Below are 16,727 nucleotides of genomic sequence, written 5' to 3'. Positions count from 1 at the left end.
CCCGGTACGCACCAGAAAATCATTGATATGGCCATGAATGGCGTCGGATGTCGCGCCAGTGCACGCATTATGGGCGTTGGCCTCAACACGGTTTTACGTCACTTAAAAAACTCAGGCCGCAGTCGGTAACCTCGCGCATACAACCGGGCAGTGATGTGATTGTCTGCGCTGAAATGGACGAACAGTGGGGCTACGTCGGTGCTAAATCACGTCAGCGCTGGCTGTTTTACGCGTATGACAGGATACGGAGGACGGTTGTGGCGCACGTCTTCGGTGAACGCACTCTGGCCACACTGGAGCGTCTTCTGAGCCTGCTGTCGGCCTTTGAGGTCGTGGTATGGGTGACGGATGGCTGGCCGCTGTATGAACCCCGCCTGAAGGGAAAGCTGCACGTTATCAGCAAGCGTTACACTCAGCGCATTGAGTGACATAACCTGAATCTGAGACAACATCTGGCAAGGCTGGGACGGAAGTCACTGTCGTTCTCAAAATCGGTGGAGCTGCATGACAAGGTCATCGGGCATTATCTGAACATAAAACACTATCAGTAAGTTAGAGTCATTACCAATAATACCTTCAAATAAAAAAAGCGGTCCGGCGACATCCCCCGGACCGCTTCAATAAACTGTCTGATGTTATGTATTCATCAGTGTGCAAATATCATACCAGCTTATGGTTCAGATAGCCACGTTGCTTAATTGTTGTGCAATGTAACAAATGTGAGGTATGTGTAGGTAATCGTTATTTTTAGGACTTAATGCACCGGTATTCTGGGCTTCAAATTCATCGGGGTAATGGCAAGTTAATGAAAAAAAGACCATTCCTCACGGGGGAAAAATGGTCGAATAATAGTATCCTGGTTCTGTGTACGTCAGGGTTCCAGTAGGATAGCGTCTATTGTCATGAACGAAACGACAAATAAGGGGGTAAATATGCCTCATTTTTGTTAAGGAATTGTCTATATGAACTGTTACTCAGTTTCTGTCCGTGAAATGGTCAGTATCAGGTATCAGACAATCATATCCTTTTATCTCACTGAGATTCCGGGCTGGACTTGATATCATCTAAACCTTTTCGGATTTCCACGTTTGGAAAATACAAGCCTTTCAAGAATTATACTGGTCTGTTAAGCGACCGATTGGAATCCGATATAAGAATATCCAGCAAGGAATTGACGCCCTCGACACTGCTGATGTCTTTGAGGCGGTTTCTTGGATGAATCTGTCCTGAAGTGTCTGATTTTATCGCTCTATGTGATTGTTCGACTGTAGTGGCACAGTAAATTTGGCCACCTGATTAAAGGTGTGGAGTGCCCCCGAGCCCGTAGACAAATCTGCCCTATAGTTGGACTGACCCCACCCCGGTAGACGATCCTGCCCTATAGTTTGAGCATAGGGGGAGCATATGGGCACACCACGATTTACACCTGAATTTAAGGAAGAAGCCGTCCGACAGATAACGGAACGCGGTTATTCCGTTGCCGAAGTATCTGACCGTCTGGGCGTTTCTGCCCACAGCCTCTACAAGTGGCTACGGGCTATCAAACCGGATAACAGCGAGCAGCATGCCCGGGATTTACTGGAAGCCAAAAGCGAGATCCTGAAACTACGGGCACAGCTAAAACGTACCGAAGAAGAACGGGATATCCTGAAAAAGGCCGCGCGGTACTTTGCAAGGGAGCCCGACTGAAGTACCGCTTTATCAATGAGCACCGCACTGTATGGGGTGTGATGACAATGTGTCGGGTACTAGATGTCGCCCGGGCCGGGTTCTACGCGTGGCTGCATAACCCGGTCTCGGCACGTGATAAAGATAATCAGCGTCTGCTGACGCTTATCCGTGACTCCTATTCACTGAGCGGAGGCGTATACGGTTACCGGCGGGTTCATGGCGACCTGAACGAAATCGGGGAAACCTGCGGTAAAAACCGGGTGGGCCGTATTATGCAACTGAACCGGATTAAAGCCGTGCGCGGCTATAAAGCGCCGCGTCGTATCGCTGGCAGACCTTCAGTGGTTGCCCCTAATCGCGTGCAGCGGCAGTTTACTGTTGTCCGGGCCAATCAGGTCTGGGTCACCGACATTACTTATAGTGTGCCCGGAGTTCAGGGCGGGCATGGATGCTTAAATGAACCGCGAGTCTGTCTGGAATATTGAACCGGTAACTCACGATGAGAACCCCAACAATCCCACCGGGTGTGACGGTGGAGAACCTGAGCGGCAGTGACCTGCGGCATGCCCGCAGGGTGATGTAACCCGCTGACAACGGGGATTGAGGCGAGATCACTAAGCCGAGATGATCCTCAAGGTTAAGTACTGAAAGGCTGAAGAACATGAACCCGTTAATCCGCCTCTGTGGGTTGAAAACGTCACCACGGCCTACGTGATCTGACAGGCCGTGCAGGAGGAACTGGCAGTGATACGTAAGCACTGCCGGTCGAAGGTGTTTTGACATGTATGCGAAACACCGGGGCAGCAGCGTCTATCACGCTTGCGTTGCTGACTTCTGCCAACTTGCGGCAAGCAAGGATAAAGAGTGCGACGGGCAGCCTCCTCAGTATGCCTGACTCCAGGCAGGTAAACCGGGGAAGGTCAGCGACGGATGTTAAGGGGGCATGGCTCCGATGACGCGCTGGCTGGCGGAGCTTCCGTAGTAGTCCGCGATGGGGAAAGCCCATTACATGGCGAAGGGAAGCAGTTTGAATGTGTTTGCGACGTGAATTAACTGACCTAACGAGGTGAAGACCTTTGATAATCAGCGAAATGCAACGCAAGCTTGCCACATGGGCAGCCACCGATCCGTCCCTACGGATTCAACGGCTGCTGCGTCTGATAACACAACCAGAATGGCTGGCTGAAGCGGCGCGGATCACGCTTTCATCAAAGGGGGCGCATACCCCCGGCGTTGATGGCGTGAACAAAACAATGCTACAGGCCAGACTGGCTGTTGAGCTGCAAATCCTCAGGGATGAATTACTCTCAGGCCACTACCAGCCCTTGCCCGCCAGACGGGTTTACATCCCTAAAAGCAACGGCAAACTGCGACCACTGGGTATCCCCGCGTTGCGGGATCGTATTGTTCAGCGGGCCATGCTGATGGCGATGGAGCCGATATGGGAGAGTGATTTTCATACGCTCTCATATGGCTTCCGGCCTGAGCGCAGTGTCCACCACGCGATCCGCACGGTGAAATTACAGCTCACAGACTGCGGTGAAACCCGGGGACGCTGGGTGATTGAAGGCGACCTGTCCAGTTACTTCGACACCGTACATCATCGACTGCTGATGAAGGCTGTACGCCGCAGGATCAGTGACGCACGTTTCATGACTCTGCTGTGGAAAACCATCAAGGCGGGACATATCGATGTCGGTCTCTTTCGGGCGGCCAGTGAAGGTGTGCCACAGGGCGGTGTTATATCGCCGCTATTATCGAACATCATGCTGAATGAGTTCGATCAATACCTGCATGAGCGCTACCTGAGCGGGAAAGCCAGAAAAGATCGGTGGTACTGGAATAACAGTATCCAACGGGGCCGAAGTACGGCGGTCAGAGAAAACTGGCAGTGGAAACCCGCGGTGGCGTACTGCCGCTATGCCGATGATTTTGTCCTCATCGTCAAAGGCACCAAAGCACAGGCGGAAGCCATCAGGGAGGAGTGTCGGGGTGTGCTCGAAGGCAGTCTGAAACTCAGGCTGAACATGGATAAGACTAAAATCACCCATGTTAATGACGGCTTTATCTTTCTGGGGCACAGGATCATTCGCAAACGCAGTCGTTATGGCGAGATGCGAGTGGTCTCAACGATCCCGCAGGAGAAAGCCAGAAACTTCGCCGCATCGCTGACAGCACTGTTATCAGGCAACTACAGTGAAAGCAAAGTCGATATGGCTGAACAACTCAACCGAAAACTGAAAGGCTGGGCCATGTTCTATAAGTTCGTTGATTTTAAGGCCAAAGTCTTCAGTTATATCGACCGTGTCGTGTTCTGGAAGCTGGCTCACTGGCTGGCCCGCAAATACCGTACAGGTATCGCTTCCCTGATGAGGTGGTGGTGTAAATCACCGAAACCGGGTCAGAGCAAAACGTGGGTTTTATTTGGTAAAACCAATCACGGCAAGCTCAGCGGCGAAATACTGTACCGGTTGGTGGGGCAAGGCAAGAAGCTGTTCCGCTGGCGGCTACCCGAAGGTAATCCCTATCTGAGGACGGAGACCAGAAACACGTATACATCGCGCTTTACAGAAGTGGCAATGGCGTTCGCCAGCATTTAAATGGAGAGCCGGATGCGCTGAAAGGTGCACGTCCGGTTCGGGGAGGAGAGGCAGGGAAATAGTCCGACTACGCCCTGCCTCTTACTCTACTCCGCACCTGGCAGGGCTGGCTGTATCTGGCGGTGGTTATCGAGCTCTTCGCCCGTAACGTGGTGGGCTGGTCGATGAAGCCCACTCTCTCACGCGAACTGGCGCTGGATGCACTGATGATGGCGGTCTGGCGGCGAAAACCGGACGGCGAGGTCATCGTAAATAGCGATCAAGGTAGCCAGTATGGCAGTGACGACTGGCAGCGCTTCTGCCGGGCCAATAACCTGGCTCCGAGTATGAGCCGGCGTGGCAATTGCTGGGATAATGCGGTGGCCGAATCGTTCTTCAGTTCACTGAAAAAAGAACGTATCAGGAAGAGAATATACAAAACCCGGGATCTGGCCCGGGCGGATATCTTCGATTACATTGAAGTGTTCTACAACCGGGCCCGGCGCCACAGTCATCTCGGTGGCGTCAGTCCGGAGGCCTTCGAACAGGCCTCCGTCGTGAGGACAGAATTTGTCCACTGTTGTGGGGGTAGTCCATAAATGATTCTGAGGTGTCTGTTAAACCCATGGCGATTCAACAACCAAATACATAAGGATTGTTCTTTACATGAAAACATTAGTAATTGCCACCACCATTTTAATTGGTACTTTTCTAAGCGGTTGCTCTGTGCAAAATGATAAAACACAGTTTCAAGGCCTGGGTCTGACATATCAGTCCGATGTCAAAAAACTGGATAATGGGAACTACCTCACTGAGGTAGAAGCTGCTCCTGCTGCAGGTCGTATACGAGGCGCTATTGGCACTGCAACAAAAAAGGCTTCTGATTTCTGTAGGGTACAAAATAAATCTATGAAAGAAGTCAGAACTGATATTGATACACACTTACTTGTTAATGGCGTTGCTCGCCTGACGTTTAAATGCGTTTAAATATTCCTACGGTTTATGATTTTTCATAAAACTAAGGTGGCTGTTGTGAAATATGTTCTCTCTGCGCATATTCTTACGGCCACTAGGTGATAATATAGTTATCCCCTAAAAACGTCCCTTTCCCTGTTGGAGATATTCCGATATTCACCTATTTATACCAATACCTCCATTCTTCATTAAGGGCTAAGGAGCGGTTTGCTTGAGCTAGTAGTAACGTCCGTTCCTGGCACAAAGCGGACAGTGATCACCGTTCTTACGACTACTTTCTGACTTACTTCGTGACTTGCCCTAAGCATGTTGTAGTGCGATACTTGTAATGACATTTGTAATTACAAGGGGTGTAAGACATGGGTAGCATTAACCTGCGTATTGACGATGAACTTAAAGCGCGTTCTTACGCCGCGCTTGAAAAAATGGGCGTAACTCCTTCTGAAGCGCTTCGTCTCATGCTCGAGTATATCGCTGACAATGAACGCTTGCCGTTCAAACAGACACTCCTGAGTGATGAAGATGCTGAACTTGTGGAGATAGTGAAAGAACGACTTCGTAATCCTAAGCCAGTACGTGTGACGCTGGATGAACTCTGATGGCGTATTTTCTGGATTTTGACGAGCGGGCACTAAAGGAATGGCGAAAGCTGGGCTCGACGGTACGTGAACAGTTGAAAAAGAAGCTGGTTGAAGTACTTGAGTCACCCCGGATTGAAGCAAACAAGCTCCGTGGTATGCCTGATTGTTACAAGATTAAGCTCCGGTCTTCAGGCTATCGCCTTGTATACCAGGTTATAGACGAGAAAGTTGTCGTTTTCGTGATTTCTGTTGGGAAAAGAGAACGCTCGGAAGTATATAGCGAGGCGGTCAAACGCATTCTCTGAACCAAAGCATGACATCTCTGTTTCGCACCGAAGGTGACACTTCTGCTTTGCGTTGACAGAGAAGTAAGCTATGAAACTGCCGCGAAACACCCTGCTCTGGTGTGTATTGATAGTGTGTCTCACACTGCTGATATTCACTTACCTGACCCGGAAATCGCTCTGCGAAATTCGCTACAGGGACACGAACAGGGAGGTGGCGGCTTTTATGGCTTACGAATCCGCTAAGTAGCTAACCCCGGCGGGGGAATCCCCCGCCATTCAGGAACTGATGATGTCTGACATGCCTGAAGCGCCTTTATGAAGGGGTTGCCGGTTCGCTGGCAGCCCCTTTTTCCACTTCTGGTGCGACCGCACGCATGAACAACCAGAAAGGAAGGTTCCCTCCAGGGGAACGGGGCAGGGCGGCAGCGCCTCCGGCGCGCCCGCTCTCTTCCCTTCATGTATTACCTCTGAATTACATATTAATGCTACTGTACGCATCCATTAGCATTAATATGGGAAGGTTATTTTTCCCTGTTCCGTGCTGAACGGATGCCTGCCTGATAATTCTTTTTCACACTTTCAATATCACTGAGCGTTGAAGCCTGGCAGGAATGTGCAGCAAGACGGTAGCGGGCGGCAATTTCATCAAGGATGGCAGGGGTGTTGTCTCTGCTGCGATGCTGGCGACCTTTCTGGCCAAAAATGCTGACGATGATGTCCTGACTGCCCGAACGTCCGAAAAGACGCATGCAAAGACGCTTTACAATCAGTGGAGTTAAATCCAGATCGATGTCGTCTGCGATTTGAAAAATAAAACTCAGCATCCGGTACGTTTTATAGCGTTTAACTGCTGCGCTGAGACGTGCAGGGGTCGTCTCAGAAAACGGAAAATAAAGCACGCTAAGCCGGTGGCAGCGGTCGCAATGGCCTAAACTTCCCCGCACCGACCTTGGCGCTGCTGCGCCATAGGTAATCGCCGGTCAGGTTGATGTGCTCCCACCCCAGCGGCGACAGATATTGCAACAATGTGTCGTCCAGCGCCGTGCCGTTGCCACGCAAAGCACTGGTGGCACGCTCCAGATATACCGTGTTCCACAACACGATGGCCGCCGTCACCAGATTGAGGCCGCTGGCCCGGTAGCGCTGCTGCTCAAAACTGCGGTCGCGGATTTCACCCAATCGGTAGAAGAAGACCGCCCTGGCCAGCGCGTTGCGCGCCTCGCCCTTATTCAGCCCCGCATGGACGCGGCGGCGCAGCTCCACGCTTTGCAGCCAATCCAAAATGAACAGCGTGCGCTCGATGCGCCCCAGCTCGCGCAACGCCACGGCCAAGCCGTTCTGGCGCGGGTAGCTGCCGAGTTTGCGCAGCATCAGCGAAGCCGTTACCGTGCCTTGCTTGATGGAGGTGGCCAGCCGCAGAATTTCATCCCAATGGGCGCGTATTTGCTTGATGTTCAGCCTGTCGCTGCTAATCATCGGCTTGAGCGCGTCATAGGCGGCATCGCCCTTGGGGATGAATAGCTTGGTTTCGCCCAAGTCACGGATACGCGGCGCGAAGCGAAATCCCAGCAAATGCATCAAGCCAAACACGTGATCGGTGAAGCCTGCCGTGTCGGTGTAGTGTTCCTCGATGCGCAAGTCCGACTCGTGGTACAGCAGGCCATCAAGCACGTAAGTTGAATCACGAATGCCCACGTTGACCACCTTGGCACTGAAGGGCGCGTACTGGTCGGAGATATGGGTGTAGAAAGTCCGTCCTGGACTGCTTCCATACTTCGGGTTGATATGACCAGTGCTTTCTGCTTTGCTGCCGGTTCTGAAGTTCTGGCCGTCCGACGATGACGTGGTGCCGTCACCCCAGTTGCCGGCGAAGGGTTGCCGAAACTGCGCATTCACCAGCTCGGCCAGCGCCGTCGAATAGGTTTCATCGCGGATGTGCCAGGCTTGCAGCCAAGACAGCTTGGCGTAGGTGGTGCCAGGGCAGGACTCGGCCATTTTGGTCAGACCCAGGTTGATCGCGTCGGCCAGGATCGTCGTCAACAGCAAGGTTTTGTCCTTGGCCGTGTCGCTGGTCTTCAGGTGTGTGAAGTGGCGGGTGAAGCCCGTCCATTCATCGACCTCCATCAGCAACTCGGTGATTTTGAGGTGCGGCAGCAGCATAGCTGTCTGGTCGATCATGGCTTGCGCGGCGTCTGGTACTGCCGCGTCCAGCGGCGTGATCTTCAGGCCTGACGCGGTGGTGATGATGGCATCCGGTAAGTCGTTGGCCGCAGCCATGCGGTTGACTGTGGCGAGTTGCGCCTCCAACAATTCCAACCGGTCATGCAGGTATTGGTCGCAGTCGGTGGCCACTGCCAGCGGCAATTCGCTGGCCAGCTTCAAAGTGGCGAACTTCTCGACCGGCACCAGGTATTCGTCGAAGTCCTTGAACTGGCGAGAACCCTGCACCCAGACATCACCGGAGCGCAGCGCGTTCTTCAGCTCCGACAGGGCGCATAACTCGTAGTAACGCCGGTCGATGCCGTCGTCGGTCAGAACCAGCTTTGCCCAGCGCGGCTTGATGAATGCGGTTGGCGCATCGGCGGGCACCTTGCGCGCGCTGTCGCTGTTCATGCCGCGCAGCATGTCGATGGCATCGAGCACACCCTTGGCGGCGGGCGCAGCCCGCAATTTGAGCACGCCCAGGAACTGCGGCGCGTAGCGGCGTAGCGTGGCATAGCTTTCACCGATGTGGTGCAGGAAATCAAAGTCGGCAGGCCGCGCCAATGTTTGCGCTTCGGTGACGCTGGCGGCGAAGGTGTCCCAGGGCATAACGGCCTCGATGGCGGCGAACGGATCGCTGCCGCTTTGCTTGGCCTCAATCAACGCTTGACCGATGCGCCCATACATCCGCACCTTGTCGTTGATCGCCTTGCCGGAAGCCTGGAACTGCTGCTGATGCTTGTTCTTGGCCGCGTTGAACAGCTTGCCGATGATGCGATCGTGAAGGTCGATGATTTCATCGGTGACGGTGGCCATGCCTTCGATGGCCAGCGCTACCAGCGTGGCATAGCGTCGTTGCACCTCGAACTTTGCCAGATCAGCAGGCGTCATCTGGCCACCTTCACGAGCGATTTTGAGCAGGCGGTTCTGGTGAACCTGCCGCTCGATGCCTGCGGGCAGATCAAGTGCTTGCCAGGATTTCAGGCGCTCAATATGTTCGAGCATGTGGCGAGAGTTCGGTTTGGCAGGCGACTGGCGCAGCCATGCCAGCCACGTCACTTTACTGCCGTCCTTGCGCTTGAGAAGTTCGTCCAGGCGCTGACGGTGGGGTGATAACAAAGAATCGGTCAGCGCCGCGTAAATGCGTCGGTTGGCACGGGTGATGGCCTCGGCGCTTGCGCGCTCGATGGCATTCATGGCGGGCAGGATAATGCTCTGCCGCCGCAGATTCTCGACAAGTGCGCTCGCCAGCACGATGCCTTTGTCGGTCTGCAAGGCCAGCTCGGTCAATGTATGCACGGCTTGCCGATAGTGGCTCATGGTGAAGGGCTTGAACCCAAAAACCGTTTGCAGCTCGACCAAGTGCTCCCGCCGTGTCTGTTCGCGCTGGCCGTACTCGCTCCAACTTTGCACTGGCATCTTGAGTTGCGCGGCCACCATGCGCAACAGGGGCGGAAACGGAGGCTCATCGACGCCCAAAAAGGTGCCAGGGAATCGCAAGTAGCAAAGCTGCACAGCGAAGCCCAATCGATTCGCGGCGCCGCGACGCTGACGGATCACCGACAGGTCGGTTTCGTTGAACGTGTAGTGCCGTATCAGTTCGTCTTTGGCATCTGGCAGTGCCAGCAGGCTTCCGCGCTCGGTGGCGGACAGGATTGAGCGGCGTGGCATGGTCAGTCTTCCCGCAGGTACTGGTACAAGGTTTCGCGGCTGATGCCGAAGTCACGGGCCACCAAGGTTTTTTGGTCGCCTGCCGCAACTCGCCGTTTCAACTCGGCAATTTGTTCGCTGTTCAGCGATTTCTTTCGTCCCCGGTAGGCACCGCGCTGCTTGGCCAGCACGATTCCCTCGCGCTGACGTTCGCGGATCAGGGCGCGCTCGAACTCAGCGAAGGCTCCCATGACCGACAGCATCAGATTGGCCATCGGTGAGTCCTCGCCGGTGAACTTCAGCCCTTCTTTGACGAACTCCATGCGCACGCCCCGTTGTGTCAGCCCTTGGACGATGCGGCGCAGGTCATCAAGGTTGCGTGCCAGCCTGTCCATGCTATGCACCACCACGGTGTCGCCCTCGCGGACGAAGGCCAGCAGCCTTTCCAGCTCGGGACGCTGGGTGTCCTTGCCAGAAGCCTTGTCGGTGAACACCCGCGCCACCTGAACACCCTCCAATTGCCGTTCCGGGTTCTGGTCGAAGCTGCTGACGCGGACATAGCCGATGCGTTGACCTTGCAAGATGCCTCCAAAGGCAAAAGTGTCAGGATGAAATCTATTACCTTTGACGGAATATGTCAATCAATAGGAAATTTAACTCTATTCTGACATCGTTTGCACATGGCATCTGACATCAAGTTAGGGTATGCCTCAATCTGACGGCTGCGAACCGCCAGGGACAGGCGCAATGTCAGATTCTGTCGCGGCCTTGGCGCGTGCCTGGAAGCGTTCATAGCAATCCAGCCCGCAGAAATGTTCGACGTATTCCGCGCCTTCCGGGGTGAAGGCGGCATCGAGCGGAATTTCTTTGCAGCATACGCAGCAGGTGGTGCAACTGGCAGTGTTCGGGGCGTTTGCGTTCATGGTGGTACTCCTCCAGATTGGTAGCGAAGCTCAAAGCTGCCCACTCTCGGCTGGCTGGGAAGCGGTCATGATCTTCCCTTGAAGGCCCGCAGCAGCCGCGTCACAGACAGGACAAACAAGCCGGTCAGCGTGAGGGCTGCAATACCCCAGTGCTCCCCGATGAACGCGCCGGCCGTCGTGCCGGCTAGCACAATGGCGAGAATCGGCAAATGGCAGGGACAGGTGAGCACGGCCAGCGCGCCCCACAAGTAGCCGGTGATCGGTTTGTGCGTCTCAGACGGCAAGTGCTCTGGGCTGTTCATGGCAGACTCTCCGCGTGCTGTGCCGGTTCGGTTGGCATGGCGGCCAGTTGCATTTCGAGGCTGGCCAGGGCCTCGCGCCGACGCTCGACGAGTTGCCGCAACACGGCAAGCTGCGCAGACGCACCGTCACCGTCCGCAGCATCCAGCGCCCGGCACAGCCGCGCCAGTGCGTCCAGGCCGATACCCGCTTCGAAGGCAGCCCGTACAAAGCGCAGCCGTTGCAACGCGGTGTCATCGAACAAGCCGTAGCCGCCCGTGGTGTACGCGACCGGCCGTAGCAATCCGCGCAGCAGGTAGTCGCGCACGATATGCACGCTCACCCCGGCATCAAGGGCCAGCCGGGACACTGTGTAGGCGCTCATTGAACACCTCCTTTTCCTCATCCGGCGCAGCACGAAAGCTGCTTCACGTCCTTGCTGAAGGTCTGCGCCGCGAGCTTCAGCCCTTCGACCATGGTCAGGTAGGGGAACAATTGGTCGGCCAGTTCCTGCACGGTCATACGGTTGCGAATGGCGAGCACCGCCGTCTGGATCAGTTCACCCGCTTCCGGGGCCACCGCTTGCACGCCGATGAGCCGTCCGCTACCTTCCTCGATGACCAGCTTGATGAAGCCGCGTGTGTCGAAGTTGGCAAGCGCACGCGGCACGTTATCCAGTGTTAGCAGGCGACTGTCGGTCTCGATCCCGTCGTGATGTGCTTCCGCCTCGCTGTAGCCCACGGTGGCGACCTGCGGGTCGGTGAACACCACGGCCGGCATTGCGGTCAGGTCCAGGGCCGCATCGCCGCCAGTCATGTTGATCGCCGCACGAGTGCCGGCCGCTGCCGCCACATAGACGAACTGCGGCTGGTCGGTGCAGTCGCCGGCCGCGTAGATGTTCGGGCTACTGGTGCGCATGCCCTTGTCGATGACGATGGCCCCCTGCGCATTGACGGCTACCCCCGCCGCTTCCAATGCCAGGCTGCGCGTGTTCGGTGTCCGGCCGGTGGCGACCAGCAGCTTGTCGGCGCGCAATTCACCGTGCGTGGTGGTCAGCACGAATTCACCGTCCATATGGGCGACCTGGCTGGCTTGCGTGTGCTCCAGCACCTCGATGCCCTCGGCACGGAAAGCGGCTGTCACCGCCTCGCCGATGGCCGGGTCTTCACGGAAGAACAAGGTATTGCGCGCCAGGGCCGTGACCTTGCTGCCCAGCCGGGCAAAGGCTTGCGCCAGCTCCAGCGCCACCACCGACGAGCCGATTACGGCAAGGCGTTCGGGAATGGTGTCGCTCGCCAGGGCCTCGGTGGAAGTCCAGTAGGGTGACTCTTTCAAGCCCGGAATCGGCGGGACCGCCGGGCTGGCACCCGTGGCGACCAGGCAGCGGTCGAACATCACGACGCGCTCGCCACCCTCGTTCAAACTAACGATAAGGCTCTGGTCGTCCTTGAAACGCGCTTCACCGTGCAGAACGGTGATGGCTGAATTGCCGTCCAGGATGCCTTCGTACTTGGCATGACGGAGTTCTTCGACACGGGCCTGCTGCTGGGCCAGCAGCCGCTCGCGCAAGATCGTCGGCGGTGTGGGTGGCATGCCGCCGTCGAATGGGCTTTCCCGGCGCAGATGGGCGATGTGGGCGGCGCGGATCATGATCTTGGACGGCACACAACCGACGTTGACGCAGGTGCCGCCGATGGTGCCGCGCTCAATCAGCGTGACCTGCGCGCCTTGCTCGACGGCCTTCAGTGCTGCCGCCATCGCGGCTCCACCGCTACCAATGACGACGACCTGCAACGGGCGTTCGTTGCCACTGGGCTTATCAGCGGCCCCTATCCAGCCGCGCATCTTGTCGAGCAGGCCGGCGCGGTTGTCCGTCGGTGGCGCATCGGCAAGCGTTGCCTCGTAGCCCAGTCCGGCCACGGCGGTAGTCAGCGCATCCGATGACGTGCCCGCCTCAATGGCGAGTTGCGCTGTGCCCTTCGGATAGGACACCAGCGCCGATTGCACGCCGGGCACTTTCTCCAAGGCTTCCTTGACGTGAGCCGCGCACGAGTCGCAGGTCATCCCGGTGATTTTCAGGGTGGTCATGTATTTTTCCTTTTCTGTGGTGGCTACGGCTGTTGCCGTCAGCCACGTTGTTCTGGCAATTCACAGCTGTCCGGCCCGCAGCGGCGATGTGCTGGCGAGATGAAATCCCAGACCGACACCCCAACCATCAAGGCCAGGCCGACATAGAGCAGTCCACCGCTCTGCCAGCCGTAAGCCCGCATTAAAAACACCGCTGCCAGCACCAAGATCGGGCCTATCGTGCCGAGCGCCGTGCGTCGCCACTGTCGATGATTGAGCCAAGCGATAGCATTGGCGAGTAACGCGATGCCGGCGAACATCGGCAGCAGGATGCCAATGAATAGCCCCTCGTACTGGCTCAAGAAGCCCAGTCCGATGGCCGCGCCAAAGCTGGCGATGGCAGGAAAACAGGCGGCGCAGCCCATCGCGGAAACGACGCTGCCGAGCGCGCCGGTTTTGCCAGCGATGCGCGTGATGAGTCCCATGTGTCGCTCCCGAGTTCGGTTAACGGATCAGCGTTTGAGGCTGGACGGATAGCCCGCGTCCTCGGTCGCCTTGGTCAACTTCTGGACGTTGGTCTTGGCATCGTCGAAGGTGACGACGGCCTGGCGCTTGTCGAAACTTACGTCGGTCTTGCTCACGCCCTCAACCTTGGAAAGCGCGTGCTTGACAGTGATCGGGCAAGAGGCGCAGGTCATGCCAGGCACGGACAGCGTGACGGTCTGGGTGGCGGCCCACACGGGGGCAACAACGGCAGCGAGGGCGAGGGCGGCAAACAGTTTTTTCATGATGAACTCCTGTGATTAATAGAAAAATGGCATGACGTAGGGAAATCCGAGCGAGACCAGGACCAGCGCGGCCACGATCCAGAAAATGAGCTTGTAAGTAGCTCGCACTTGGGGAATCGCGCAGACCTCACCCGGTTTGCAGGCTTGCGCCGGGCGGTAGATGCGCCGCCAGGCGAAAAACAGCGCGACCAGCGCTGCGCCGATGAAGATCGGGCGATAGGGTTCCAGCACCGTCAGGTTGCCGATCCATGCCCCGCTGAACCCCAAGGCGATCAAAACCAGCGGCCCCAGGCAGCAGGCCGACGCAAGAATGGCGGCCAGCCCACCGGCGAAGAGCGCGCCGCGCCCGTTTTGTGGTTCAGACTTTTGTGGTTCAGACTTTTGTGGTTCAGACTTTTGTGGTTCAGACATACGCTTGTCCTTTCAAATTTGGTTTGGATAGCTTAAGCTTACTTCCGTAGTTATGTACGGAGTCAAGCGATATGCAAATTAATTTTGAGAATCTGACCATTGGCGTTTTTGCCAAGGCGGCCGGGGTCAATGTGGAGACCATCCGGTTCTACCAGCGCAAGGGCCTGCTGCCGGAGCCAGACAAGCCCTATGGCAGCATTCGCCGCTATGGCGAGGCGGATGTAACACGAGTGCGGTTCGTGAAATCGGCCCAGCGGCTGGGCTTTAGCCTGGACGAAATCGCCGAGCTACTGCGGCTGGAGGATGGCACCCATTGCGAGGAAGCCAGCGGCCTGGCCGAGCACAAGCTCAAGGATGTGCGCGAGAAGATGGCCGACTTGGCACGCATGGAGGCCGTGCTGTCTGAACTGGTGTGCGCCTGCCATGCGCGGAAAGGGAACGTTTCCTGCCCGCTGATTGCGTCACTGCAAGACGGAACGAAGCTCGCTGCATCGGCGCGGGGGAGTCACGGGGTGACTACGCCTTAGCGTGCTTTATTTTCCGAATTCTGAGACGACCCCTATATGGAAAGAGCGGTCGATGCCCTGAAGCGTAAAGGGATGAAGATCAACGAGCAACTGCTATCGCATTTGTCCCCGCTAGGCTAGGAACATGTTAAGTGAGAGAACCTCTACAAGTAAGGTTATTAATTGAATGATTTAAAGGGTCCGGCGCCACGGTCATCTCGGTGACGTCTGTCCGGAGACCTTTGAATAGGCCTCGTCACGAGGCCAAAATTATTCAACGGTTGTGAGGGTTGTCCACACCGGAATACCTATTCATACATAAACATCAATAGTATTTTCGAGGTTCTTATCTTCCCTTTTACCTGACTGAGTCTGCGTTTCCTTGTCCTGCTTCTCAGCCTGCTGTTTTAGTAACTGTTGTAATTGAGCAGACAAACTTTGAATTTGCTTTTGTATGATAGCCACCATCTCTTTCTTCTGATCTGTTGTCATACCATCTTCTGACGACACCTTACCAAGTTTTTCTGTAAGTGACTGTATCTTCTTTAAAATTTGTGATATCTGAGATGATTCACTATTAGCTGAACTGACCTGCCCCCACGATTAGATACAACACTCAGTTAGTAACGTCGGAATCTTCATTCTCAGAATGACCCTTTCTCCAGCCCGCTGCAAATTCAGACGGTGTCTGATAATTCAGCGTGGAGTGCGGGCGGCATTCGTTATAATCCTGCCGCCAGTCATTAATAATTTTCCTGGCATGAACGATATCGCTGAACCAGTGCTCATTCAAACATTCATCGCGAAATCGTCCGTTAAAGCTCTCAATAAATCCGTTCTGCGTTGGCTTGCCCGGCTGGATTAAGCGCAACTCAACACCATGCTCAAAGGCCCATTGATCCAGTGCACGGCAAGTGAACTCCGGCCCCTGGTCAGTTCTTATCGTCGCCGGATAGCCTCGAAACAGTGCAATGCTGTCCAGAATACGCGTGACCTGAACGCCTGAAATCCCAAAGGCAACAGTGACCGTCAGGCATTCCTTTGTGAAATCATCGACGCAGGTAAGACACTTGATCCTGCGACCGGTGGAAAGTGCGTCCATGACGAAATCCATCGACCAGGTCAGATTGGGCGCCGCCGGACGGAGCAGCGGCAGACGTTCTGTTGCCAGCCCTTTACGACGTCTTCTGCGTTTTACGCCCAGGCCACTGAGGTGATAAAGCCGGTACACGCGCTTATGATTAACATGAAGCCCTTCACGGCGCAGCAACTGCCAAATACGACGGTAGCCAAAACGCCTGCGCTCCAGTGCCAGCTCAATGATGCGCCCTGATAAATGCGCATCAGCAGCCGGACGGTGAGCCTCATAGCGGCAGGTCGACAGGGATAAACCTGTAAGCCTGCAGGCACGACGTTGCGACAGACCGGTCGCATCACACATCAACATCACGGTTTCCCGCTTCTGGTCTGTCGTCAGTACTTTCGCCCAAGAGCCACCTGAAGCGCCTCTTTATCCAGCATGGCTTCGGCAAGCAGCTTCTTGAGTCTGGTGTTCTCTTCCTCAAGCGACTTCAGGCGCTTAACTTCAGGCACCTCCATACCGCCATACTTCTTACGCCAGGTGTAAAACGTGGCATCGGAAATGGCATGCTTGCGGCAGAGTTCACGGGCGGGTACCCCAGCTTCGGCTTCGCGGAGAATACTGATGATCTGTTCGTCGGAAAAACGCTTCTTCATGGGGATGTCCTCATGTGGCTTATGAAGACATTACTAACATCGGGGTGTACTAATCAACGGGGAGCAGGTCA

17 protein-coding genes and 6 pseudogenes are annotated in these 16,727 nt (G+C 55.7%); 10 read left to right on the top strand and 13 right to left on the bottom strand.

The genetic code is table 11. The features are described 5' to 3' along the window. The 5 genes and pseudogenes from OGY71_RS13225 to yegR all read left to right on the top strand — a co-directional run. Positions 1-551, top strand: a pseudogene (locus OGY71_RS13225) (IS1 family transposase); the annotation flags it as partial. A gap of 853 nt (positions 552-1,404) precedes the next feature. Beyond that, a pseudogene (locus tag OGY71_RS13220) lies at positions 1,405-2,090 on the top strand (IS3 family transposase); the annotation flags it as partial. Positions 2,091-2,762: 672 nt separating this feature from the next. Further along, entirely contained in the window at positions 2,763-4,271 is a 1,509-nt protein-coding gene (ltrA, locus tag OGY71_RS13215; protein ID WP_001189109.1) for a group II intron reverse transcriptase/maturase, read from the top strand. Positions 4,272-4,351: 80 nt separating this feature from the next. Further along, positions 4,352-4,849, top strand: a pseudogene (locus OGY71_RS13210) (IS3 family transposase); the annotation flags it as partial. A gap of 67 nt (positions 4,850-4,916) precedes the next feature. Continuing rightward, positions 4,917-5,237, top strand: coding sequence for a lipoprotein YegR (yegR, locus tag OGY71_RS13205; protein ID WP_004197483.1), 321 nt, complete (start codon positions 4,917-4,919; stop codon positions 5,235-5,237). Between the two features lie 203 nt (positions 5,238-5,440). Here the strand turns inward: yegR and OGY71_RS13200 are convergent. Next, positions 5,441-5,560: pseudogene (locus tag OGY71_RS13200) on the bottom strand (hypothetical protein); the annotation flags it as partial. Positions 5,561-5,584: 24 nt separating this feature from the next. Here OGY71_RS13200 and relB point away from each other — a divergent pair. The 4 genes and pseudogenes from relB (at position 5,585) to OGY71_RS13185 (ending at position 6,340) form a co-directional block, all read left to right on the top strand. Continuing rightward, complete coding sequence (gene relB, locus OGY71_RS13195) at positions 5,585-5,824, top strand: type II toxin-antitoxin system antitoxin RelB (RefSeq protein ID WP_000534858.1); 240 nt, start codon at positions 5,585-5,587, stop codon at positions 5,822-5,824. Further along, a complete protein-coding gene (gene relE, locus OGY71_RS13190; RefSeq protein ID WP_000323025.1) occupies positions 5,824-6,111 on the top strand; it encodes a type II toxin-antitoxin system mRNA interferase RelE in 288 nt (95 codons plus the stop codon). Before relB ends, relE begins: the two co-directional genes overlap by 1 nt. 33 nt (positions 6,112-6,144) lie before the next feature. Next, positions 6,145-6,273, top strand: a pseudogene (locus OGY71_RS23190) (DUF5431 family protein); the annotation flags it as partial. Beyond that, positions 6,218-6,340, top strand: a complete 123-nt coding sequence (locus tag OGY71_RS13185; RefSeq protein ID WP_224776414.1) for a type I toxin-antitoxin system Hok family toxin — start codon at positions 6,218-6,220, stop codon at positions 6,338-6,340. The pseudogene OGY71_RS23190 and the gene OGY71_RS13185, both read left to right, overlap by 56 nt. A gap of 274 nt (positions 6,341-6,614) precedes the next feature. Here OGY71_RS13185 and OGY71_RS13180 read toward each other — a convergent pair. The 10 genes and pseudogenes from OGY71_RS13180 to merT all read right to left on the bottom strand — a co-directional run. Beyond that, a pseudogene (locus OGY71_RS13180) lies at positions 6,615-6,959 on the bottom strand (cytoplasmic protein); the annotation flags it as partial. A gap of 34 nt (positions 6,960-6,993) precedes the next feature. After that, positions 6,994-9,966 (bottom strand): Tn3 family transposase, encoded by a 2,973-nt coding sequence (locus OGY71_RS13175; protein ID WP_286613393.1) that lies wholly within the window; start codon positions 9,964-9,966, stop codon positions 6,994-6,996. A gap of 2 nt (positions 9,967-9,968) precedes the next feature. Beyond that, the gene (locus OGY71_RS13170) at positions 9,969-10,526 is read right to left on the bottom strand and encodes a recombinase family protein (protein WP_001162012.1); all 558 of its coding nucleotides are present in this window, start codon (positions 10,524-10,526) and stop codon (positions 9,969-9,971) included. A gap of 129 nt (positions 10,527-10,655) precedes the next feature. After that, positions 10,656-10,868 carry a DUF3330 domain-containing protein gene (locus OGY71_RS13165; protein ID WP_000993245.1) on the bottom strand — a complete coding sequence of 71 codons (213 nt, stop codon included), beginning with the start codon at positions 10,866-10,868 and terminating at the stop codon, positions 10,656-10,658. 65 nt (positions 10,869-10,933) lie between these two features. Beyond that, on the bottom strand, positions 10,934-11,170 hold the full coding sequence (gene merE, locus OGY71_RS13160) for a broad-spectrum mercury transporter MerE (RefSeq protein ID WP_001087807.1): 237 nt from the start codon (positions 11,168-11,170) through the stop codon (positions 10,934-10,936). After that, positions 11,167-11,532, bottom strand: coding sequence for a mercury resistance co-regulator MerD (gene merD / locus OGY71_RS13155; RefSeq protein WP_001277466.1), 366 nt, complete (start codon positions 11,530-11,532; stop codon positions 11,167-11,169). Before merD ends, merE begins: the two co-directional genes overlap by 4 nt. Before the next feature lie 17 nt (positions 11,533-11,549). Further along, entirely contained in the window at positions 11,550-13,235 is a 1,686-nt protein-coding gene (gene merA / locus OGY71_RS13150; RefSeq protein ID WP_000209296.1) for a mercury(II) reductase, read from the bottom strand. Positions 13,236-13,273: 38 nt separating this feature from the next. Further along, positions 13,274-13,699 carry an organomercurial transporter MerC gene (gene merC, locus OGY71_RS13145; protein ID WP_000522996.1) on the bottom strand — a complete coding sequence of 142 codons (426 nt, stop codon included), beginning with the start codon at positions 13,697-13,699 and terminating at the stop codon, positions 13,274-13,276. A gap of 27 nt (positions 13,700-13,726) precedes the next feature. After that, complete coding sequence (gene merP / locus OGY71_RS13140; RefSeq protein WP_000732275.1) at positions 13,727-14,002, bottom strand: mercury resistance system periplasmic binding protein MerP; 276 nt, start codon at positions 14,000-14,002, stop codon at positions 13,727-13,729. A 15-nt stretch (positions 14,003-14,017) separates the two neighbouring features. Beyond that, positions 14,018-14,413, bottom strand: a complete 396-nt coding sequence (merT, locus tag OGY71_RS13135) for a mercuric ion transporter MerT (RefSeq protein ID WP_001294653.1) — start codon at positions 14,411-14,413, stop codon at positions 14,018-14,020. A gap of 71 nt (positions 14,414-14,484) precedes the next feature. Here merT and merR point away from each other — a divergent pair, with 71 nt between their 5' ends. After that, positions 14,485-14,940 carry a mercury resistance transcriptional regulator MerR gene (gene merR / locus OGY71_RS13130; RefSeq protein WP_001166628.1) on the top strand — a complete coding sequence of 152 codons (456 nt, stop codon included), beginning with the start codon at positions 14,485-14,487 and terminating at the stop codon, positions 14,938-14,940. A gap of 291 nt (positions 14,941-15,231) precedes the next feature. Here merR and OGY71_RS13125 read toward each other — a convergent pair whose 3' ends face one another. Both OGY71_RS13125 and OGY71_RS13120 read right to left on the bottom strand, forming a co-directional pair. Beyond that, positions 15,232-15,459, bottom strand: a complete 228-nt coding sequence (locus OGY71_RS13125) for a FlxA-like family protein (RefSeq protein WP_286556556.1) — start codon at positions 15,457-15,459, stop codon at positions 15,232-15,234. 76 nt (positions 15,460-15,535) lie between these two features. Further along, a protein-coding gene (locus OGY71_RS13120; protein ID WP_136754148.1) for an IS3-like element ISSen4 family transposase occupies positions 15,536-16,656 on the bottom strand; the annotation gives its coding sequence in 2 pieces (ribosomal slippage) (positions 15,536-16,398 and positions 16,398-16,656; 1,122 coding nt in all). Positions 16,657-16,727: the final 71 nt, after the last annotated feature.

This window comes from Citrobacter sp. Cpo109, assembly GCF_030332565.1.
Classification (GTDB): Bacteria; Pseudomonadota; Gammaproteobacteria; order Enterobacterales; family Enterobacteriaceae; genus Citrobacter; species Citrobacter portucalensis.
This window is presented reverse-complemented; position numbering and strand designations above follow the sequence as displayed.